Origin of the sequence: Nitrosospira sp. Nl5 (assembly GCF_900102495.1) — a bacterium.
Classification (GTDB): Bacteria; Pseudomonadota; Gammaproteobacteria; order Burkholderiales; family Nitrosomonadaceae; genus Nitrosospira.
Genome location: NZ_FMVQ01000034.1, coordinates 1 through 1,248, shown reverse-complemented (window position 1 = coordinate 1,248; position 1,248 = coordinate 1). Strand labels below are relative to the sequence as shown.

General features: G+C 55.7%; 1 protein-coding gene. It reads left to right on the top strand.

Going from position 1 to position 1,248, the window contains the following annotated elements:
• Nucleotides 1-1,248, top strand: a 1,248-nt coding sequence (gene bioA / locus BLP45_RS14225; RefSeq protein ID WP_090373150.1) for an adenosylmethionine--8-amino-7-oxononanoate transaminase, incomplete at both ends; no start/stop codon positions are given.

Below are 1,248 nucleotides of genomic sequence, written 5' to 3'. Positions count from 1 at the left end.
GTATGGCACCCATGCACCCAAATGAAACAGCATGAGATAGTGCCACTCATTCCGATTGCCCGGGGCGAAGGAGCATGGCTTTACGACTTCGATGGCAGACGCTACCTCGACGCTATCGGTTCCTGGTGGGTCAATTTGTTCGGTCATGCCAATCCACGCATCAATGCCGCCATCCGCGATCAGCTGGATAAGTTTGAGCATGTCATGCTTGCAGGTTTCACGCATGAGCCGGTGGTGGAATTATCGGAGCGCCTGGGCAAGCTCGTATCGGACAAGCTCGGCCATTGCTTTTATAGCAGCGATGGCGCCTCGGCGATCGAAATCGCGCTGAAAATGAGCTTCCATTACTGGCGCAATAGCGGTCGTCCTGAGAAAAATCGCTTTGTCAGCCTGCAAAACGACTATCACGGTGAAACGCTGGGCGCATTGGCAGTAACCGATGTGGCGCTGTTTCGGGACACCTACTCACCACTATTGCGTCATGGCGCGCACGTCCTCACCCCGGACTGGCGCTATGCATGCGCGGGCGAGTCCCCCAGGGATTACGCGCTTCGCGCCGCTGCCGCGCTGGAAGCGCATCTTGACGAGCACCACGCCGAAACCGCGGCGCTCATCGTCGAACCGCTGGTGCAGGGCGCGGCCGGCATGGGCATGTATCACCCCGATTACCTCAGGCTTGCAAGACAACTCTGTGATGCGTACCAGATACATTTGATCGCCGATGAAATCGCGGTTGGCTTCGGGAGGACAGGCACCATGTTCGCCTGCGAGCAAGCAGGTATCCTGCCTGATTTTTTGTGCCTGGCGAAAGGTTTGAGCGGCGGCTATCTGCCGCTATCCGTGACAATGACTACCCACGCGGTTTATCAAGCGTTTTATCATGACGAGACCGGGCGAGGCTTCCTGCATTCCCATACCCATTCGGGTAATGCGCTGGCCTGCCGCGCCGCGCTGGCGACACTGGATATCTTCGAGCAGGACAACATCATTGAAGCGAATCGTATTAAAGCAAATTATCTCAACCGTGCAGCGCAGCCAATCGCATTGCATCCCAAGGTGAAAAACTTTCGTCACTGTGGAATGATCTGGGCGTTCGAAGTGGACACCAAAGATCCTGCCTTTGCCGGGGAGTTTTTTCAGGCGGCGCTCAAGCAGGAATTATCGTTGCGTCCGCTGGGAAATACCGTCTACTTCATGCCGCCTTATGTTATTAATGAGCAGGAAATGGATTTGCTGGTGGCAGGAACA